General features: G+C 53.0%; 4 protein-coding genes. 1 reads left to right on the forward strand and 3 read right to left on the reverse strand.

What is annotated here, in order from left to right:
- The first annotated feature begins 47 nt into the window (after positions 1–47).
- A complete protein-coding gene (locus J1785_RS25025) occupies positions 48–956 on the forward strand; it encodes a LysR family transcriptional regulator (RefSeq protein WP_217220967.1) in 909 nt (302 codons plus the stop codon).
- A gap of 63 nt (positions 957–1,019) precedes the next feature.
- On the opposite strand, the gene ettA is transcribed toward J1785_RS25025, so the two are convergent.
- From ettA to J1785_RS25040, 3 genes are all read right to left on the reverse strand, one after another.
- Positions 1,020–2,687: an energy-dependent translational throttle protein EttA gene (ettA, locus tag J1785_RS25030; protein ID WP_129991294.1), complete on the reverse strand. Its 1,668-nt coding sequence runs from the start codon at positions 2,685–2,687 to the stop codon at positions 1,020–1,022.
- 203 nt (positions 2,688–2,890) lie between these two features.
- On the reverse strand, positions 2,891–3,571 hold the full coding sequence (gene rcsA, locus J1785_RS25035) for a transcriptional regulator RcsA (RefSeq protein WP_129953266.1): 681 nt from the start codon (positions 3,569–3,571) through the stop codon (positions 2,891–2,893).
- Between the two features lie 333 nt (positions 3,572–3,904).
- The gene (locus J1785_RS25040; RefSeq protein ID WP_217220968.1) at positions 3,905–6,643 is read right to left on the reverse strand and encodes a cation-transporting P-type ATPase; all 2,739 of its coding nucleotides are present in this window, start codon (positions 6,641–6,643) and stop codon (positions 3,905–3,907) included.
- Positions 6,644–6,788: the final 145 nt, after the last annotated feature.

Here is a 6,788-nt window from a genome sequence, read left to right on the forward strand (position 1 = left end):
ATAAGATGGACAATAACTAACAAAGTGTTCGGCTGAGGTGAACAATCATGTTTAAGCAGTTGCAGGATATGGCGCTGTTTGCGCTGGTCGCAGAATGCGGCAGTTTTACTCAGGCCGCCAGCCGCGCCGGTTTGCCCAAATCCAGCGTCAGTCATCGCATCAGCCAGCTGGAGAAATCCGTCGGTCTGCGCCTGCTTAACCGCACGACGCGGCAACTGAATCTGACGTTTGCCGGTGAACGTTACCTGATCCACTGTCAGGAAATGATGCAGGCCAGCGAAAGGGCGGAGCTGGCCATCCGCCGGTTACGCGATAATCCGAGCGGGCGGTTGCGGATCACCAGTCCGGCAGGGCTCGGGGCGACGTTACTGGCGCGCATGAACGTCGAGTTTCAGAAACGTTATCCGGATGTTTCGCTGGAGGTGTCGGTGTCCGATGCGATGGTCGATCTGGTGCAGGAAGGGTTTGATATCGCCTTGCGTACGGGTAAACCGCAGGATTCCTCGCTGATCGGCCGCGAACTGGGGCACAGCCCGCGTTACCTGCTGGCGTCGCCGGCGTATCTGGCACAGCAGCCATCCCTGGATTCGCCGCAGCAACTGGCGTCGCATCACTGCATCGCACACCGGGCGTGGTCTGAGTGGGTACTGCATCGCGGCGATACCTGGCACCGCTGGTTGCTGCCTTCGGCGCATACCACCGACAATCTGCTGTATGCGCGGGAGTGCGCGCTGGCAGGTGCAGGCATTACATTGCTGCCTGCATTTTTATGCCATGACGAAGTCGCGAAAGGCACGCTGGTGCGCGTGTTGCCGGAATGGGAAGCAGAAGGGAATGATTTGTATCTGGTTTATCCGGGACGAAAGCTGAATTCGCCGGCACTGGTCTGTTTTATTGAGTTTATGCTGGAAGAATATAGGTTTTCAGAAAGCTACAGCGAGGCGCTGACGGGATAGATTTGATTGAATTGCCGCCATAAAAAAGGCCCGTTTCCGGGCCTGATATTCGGCTGAAGACGATTATTTGATCATCTTTTTGTACTTAATGCGCTTTGGTTCCAACGCATCGGCACCTAAAGTCCGTTTTTTGTATTCTTCGTATTCGGTGAAGTTACCTTCGAAGAACTCGACTTTGCCTTCATCCTGATAATCGAGGATGTGCGTCGCGATACGGTCGAGGAACCAGCGGTCATGGGAAATGACCATCGCGCAGCCCGGGAATTCCAGCAAGGCGTTTTCCAGTGCACGCAGGGTTTCGATGTCGAGGTCATTGGTCGGTTCATCGAGCAGCAACATGTTACCGCCAACCTGCAGCAGTTTTGCCAGATGCAAACGGCCACGTTCACCACCGGACAGTTCGCCAACACGTTTGCCCTGATCAACCCCTTTGAAGTTAAAGCGGCCCACGTAGGCGCGGCTTGGCATTTCAGTGGTGCCGATGCGCATGATGTCCTGACCACCGGAGACTTCTTCCCAGACGGTTTTGCTGTTATCCATTGAATCACGGAACTGATCCACAGACGCCAGTTTCACGGTATCGCCCAGCTCGATGGTGCCGCTGTTAGCGTCTTCCTGACCTGACATCATACGGAACAGCGTTGATTTACCGGCGCCGTTCGGGCCGATAATCCCGACGATCGCGCCTTTCGGTACGGAGAAGGACAGGTCGTCGATCAGAACGCGATCACCGTAAGACTTGCTCAGGTTTTTCACTTCGACAACTTTGTCGCCCAGGCGGGGACCCGGTGGAATGAACAGTTCGTTGGTTTCGTTACGTTTCTGGTATTCGGTGCTGTTCAGCTCCTCAAAGCGTGCCAGACGGGCCTTGCCTTTAGACTGACGGCCTTTCGCGCCCTGACGAACCCACTCCAGTTCCTTCTCGATAGATTTACGGCGTGCGGCTTCGGAAGAGGCTTCCTGCGCCAGACGTTCGTCTTTTTGTTCCAGCCAGGTGGAATAGTTGCCTTCCCACGGAATACCTTCACCGCGGTCAAGTTCGAGGATCCAGCCAGCCACATTATCAAGGAAGTAACGGTCGTGGGTAATTGCCACTACGGTACCTTCGAAGTCGTGCAGGAAGCGTTCCAGCCATGCCACGGATTCCGCATCCAGGTGGTTGGTCGGTTCGTCGAGCAGCAGCATGTCTGGTTTTTCGAGCAGCAGGCGGCAAAGTGCCACACGGCGGCGCTCACCACCGGACAGGTTAGCCACTTTCGCATCCCAGTCTGGCAGACGCAGCGCATCAGCAGCACGTTCCAGCTGGCTGTTGAGGTTGTGGCCATCGTGTGCCTGGATGATCTCTTCCAGCTTACCCTGTTCAGCCGCCAGTTTATCGAAATCCGCTTCCGGCTCAGCGTACAGTGCATACACTTCATCGAGACGTTTTAACGCGCCAACGACTTCAGAAACAGCTTCTTCCACGGACTCACGCACGGTGTGTTCCATGTTCAGCTGAGGTTCCTGCGGCAGGTAACCGATTTTCAGATCAGGCTGCGGACGTGCTTCACCTTCGATGTCGGTATCGATACCGGCCATGATGCGCAGCAGGGTGGATTTACCCGAACCGTTCAGACCCAGAACACCGATTTTAGCGCCAGGGAAGAAACTCAGGGAGATGTTCTTAAGAATATGACGCTTCGGCGGAACAACTTTGCCGAGGCGATGCATGGAATATACGTATTGAGCCACGTTGTTTTGAGCCTCTTTCTCTGCGGGCCGCGCGCTGTCTGCGAAGGGCAGGCGCTGCGGCAAATTAAAGTCAGCCCCGCCTGACTGCGGCATGACTGATAAGGGTTCCGACTGCGAAGTTTAGCGTGTTTCAGCCGGGTTCCCAACCATCAGGTTCACAGTAAGGCAAGAATGTTGCCGGCGGGTAGCAGGTGGCGGAGAGATTAGCCAAACGGAATGTTGAATTCATCCGGTTCGCCTGACGGGCGCAGTGGCCGGTTGCGACCGACAAACATCCCGGTTGTCAGAATATCGGTGAGTTTAACAACATGATAAATGGCCTGTTTATTTTGCGTTTTTACTTTGCGCTTGATATTGCCTTTATGCGACGCCACCGTTTTTTGTTTGATATTCAGGTGCTGGGAAATATTTTCTGTGTTCAGCCCTGACATCCACATTTTCAGAATACTGGATTCAGTCCGGCTCAGGCTGACCGGTGTGAGATCCAACAATTGTTCCGCTTCTGCCGGGCGTGACAGCAGCAGGTTACGGGCAATCAGCTGATAAATGGTGGTTGTCCGGATGGATTTGGACAAAATAATGATGTTTTTACGGATCGGCACATAGCTCTGATAATTCAGGTTTTCTTTGGAAATGAAAACAAAGAACAGCGTACCGGGATGCGCGTCTATCATATCCCGCAGGGTGTGGCCTGACTGAGCATCAGACGTAAAGCAATCTTCATTCACAAAGATGATTTCAGGCGTCAGGGAATGGCATGTCGCGTGCAGTTCGTCGATATCCTTAAGCGAAAGAATGTCTTTCTGCTGTTGTCCGTTTAATTGCAATAACGAATGCAATGCCAGCTGCGTGTAATAGCATCTGTCTACAATCATCGATGACATTGTGTTTACCTGTTTGTTGGCTTCTGTTCGGCTGCAAAGCATCCAGAGAGCTCGTTTTTTATAAAACTGGTCCTACAGCGATGGGGCATTCCTGTAAAAACTGCCGTAAAAATTGATGGTTGCCGGCAATATTCGTTTGCTGTGAAAAGGGATACCCTGGCGAGAGTAATAAGGCGGTAAAGGATTGATGTAAATCAGCAAAACGGGCATTGGGACGTTTTGTGAGATCTTTGAGACGAATTGAGCGCGGAAAATATTAAAGTTTCAGAATGATGACATTTTTTATCGTAAAACGCCGGGCTACAAAAGGTAACCCGGCATCCGGATAAATCATCAAGCTTTCTGGCGAATGAAGCGGTTAACCAGCCATTTCTCGATTTCGACAATCACGAAGATCATCGCGCCAACTACCAGCGTGATGCCCCAGAATTTCAGCGGCATCGGTACGGTGCCGAACAGCTGGTTCATGACCGGCAGATAAATCAGCGCCAGTTGCAGGAGCAGCAGGACAGCGGAAACTACCCACAAGCCTTTATTAACAAACACTTCACGCGTCAGCGGGAAACGATCCATCACGCGGCAGTTAAACATATACACCCACTGCGCGGTGACCAGTGTCTGCAGCAGTACGGTGCGGATCAAATCGCTGCTGTAACCGCGCGGTTGCATCCAGGCTTCCAGCACGAACGCACTGCAGGCAATCAGAATGCCCACGAAGGCAATACGCCAGACAGCATGCAGATCGAGTACGTGCTGACCCGGTGCGCGCGGGCGGCGGGTCATCATGCCTTTCTCGCCTGGCTCAAAGGCCAGACCGAAGGACAGCGTGGTCGATGTTGCCATGTTCATCCATAAGATCTGAACCGGCGTCAGCGGAATGACCGCACCGGCCAGAATCGCCAGGATAATCAGCAGCCCCTGCGCGAGGTTGGTCGGCAGGATAAACAGAATGGTTTTCTTCAGGTTGTCGTAAACGCGACGACCTTCTCTGACGGCGCTGGCGATGGTCGCGAAGTTATCATCGGTCAGTACCATATCAGCGGCTTCTTTGGTCACTTCGGTGCCTTTAATGCCCATGGCAATGCCGACGTCAGCCTGTTTCAGCGCGGGTGCATCGTTGACCCCGTCGCCGGTCATGCCGACGACTTCGCCGCTATCCTGTAATGCCTTGACCAGGCGTAATTTATGCTCAGGGCTGGTACGGGCGAAAATATCGTACTGGCTGGCGGCCACAGCCAGTTCAGCATCGTCCATATGTTCGAGCTGGTAACCGGTGATCGCGTCTGCGCTGTTGCCGATCCCCAGTATTTTGCCAATTGCCATCGCGGTTTCCTGGTGGTCACCGGTGATCATCTTCACGCGGATCCCGGCCTGCTGACACTGAGCAATCGCGTCAATCGCTTCAGGGCGCGGCGGATCCATCATGCCGGCGATACCGGCAAAAATCAGGCCCTGTTGCAAATGACTGTGGTTCAGGTCGCCGTCGATTTCCGGCTCATCTTTCAGTGCCGCAGCAACCATACGCAGGCCCTGGCGGGCGTAGCGCGCCATCTCTTCTTCCCAGTATTCGCGGCGGAAAGGCTGCACGCCGTTTTCGGTCAGTTCAAGCGAGGCTAAGGAGAACAGAACATCCGGTGCGCAGGTCACAAACAACCGGGTTTTGCCATTGATACGTTGCAGGGTGGACATGTATTTATGTTTAGAATCGAACGGAATTTTATCCAGTGGTTCGACTTTACCGGTATTCAGGTTTGATTTAGCCGCCAGCACTTTCAGTGCGCCGGACGTCGGGCCGCCGGTTATGCCCCAGTGGCCTTTATCGTCCTGCAGTAATTGGCTGTCATTACATAAATCTACCGCGGTGATGAAAGTGTTAAGTACAGGTGTATTGATAACATCGATCTGCTTGCGGCTTTGCGTGTCAGTAATCCGGCCTTTAGGCTGATAGCTTTCGCCTTCTACCTGATAAGCGCGGTCTGCCAGAATGACGGCTTTCACGGTCATTTCATTCATGGTCAGCGTGCCGGTTTTATCCGAGCAAATTACTGTCATAGAACCGAGTGTTTCGACCGTTGGCAGCTTACGGATAATGGCGTGATTACGTGCCATCGTTTGCACACCGAGAGAAAGGATGATGGAAATGATGGCCGGTAAACCTTCCGGCACGGAGGCCACGGCCAGGCTAATCAGCGACAGCAACAGTTCGCCCAGCGGCATGTCGCGCAGAATGAAGGCGAAAATAAACAGGAATGCCATCATCAGCAAAATCAGGGCGAAAATGCCTTTGCCCAGTTTGTCGATTTGCTGCAGCAGCGGGGTGCGCTGTGGCGTGATCGATGACATCATTTGGTTGATGTGACCCAGTTCTGTGTCTTTACCGGTGGCACAGACCACACCGGTTGCGGTACCGCCACTGATCATGGTGCCGGAGAACAACAGGTTATGGCGGTCGCCGATCATGACTTCATCGTCAATGACCTGTGCGTTTTTGACCACTACAGTGGATTCGCCCGTCAGAATGGCTTCTTCGACCTGCAGGTTATGCGCACTGATGATACGCAAGTCCGCCGGGATCTTGTCACCGGGGCGCAACTGTACGATATCGCCAGGCACCAGTTGATCAGCGTTGATGGTTTGTATCTGGCCGTCACGCATGACAACTGCCTGACTTGACAGCATATTCTGAATGCTTTTCAGGGATTTTTCAGCGCTGTTTTCCTGCAAAAAACCAATCAGCGCATTGATGACGGCTACGCCCAGAATGACCAGCGTATCGACCCAGTGCCCCATGGCACCTGTCACAATAGCCGCCGCAAGCAGGATATAAATCAGGACATCATTGAAGTGCGCCAGAAAACGCATCAGGGCGCTTTTAGCCGCTTTTTCCGGCAGGGCATTGGGGCCGTACTCTTTCAGGCGTTCGCTGGCATCATGCCGGGTCAGGCCATTCTCGCCGGTTCCCAGACGCTGCATGGCGTCGTTACCACTAATCTGATACCAGTTTGTGTTTTCCGTCGCGGCAGAAGAAGAAGGGCTGGCATTAGTTTTTACTGATGAAGTTGAGTAAGTCATTTACTTTTCCATAAGCGATGAGCTGAGCCGCTATTCATATTTCACTTTCATAAGAAGAAATAGCGAATATCAAAAAATCAATTTTACATAGGGTGCGATCATAATTAATTATCTCCGGATAAATTTGATCTGAGCCAATAAATAG

This window comes from Rahnella perminowiae (assembly GCF_019049755.1).
GTDB classification, from domain to species: domain Bacteria; phylum Pseudomonadota; class Gammaproteobacteria; order Enterobacterales; family Enterobacteriaceae; genus Rahnella; species Rahnella perminowiae.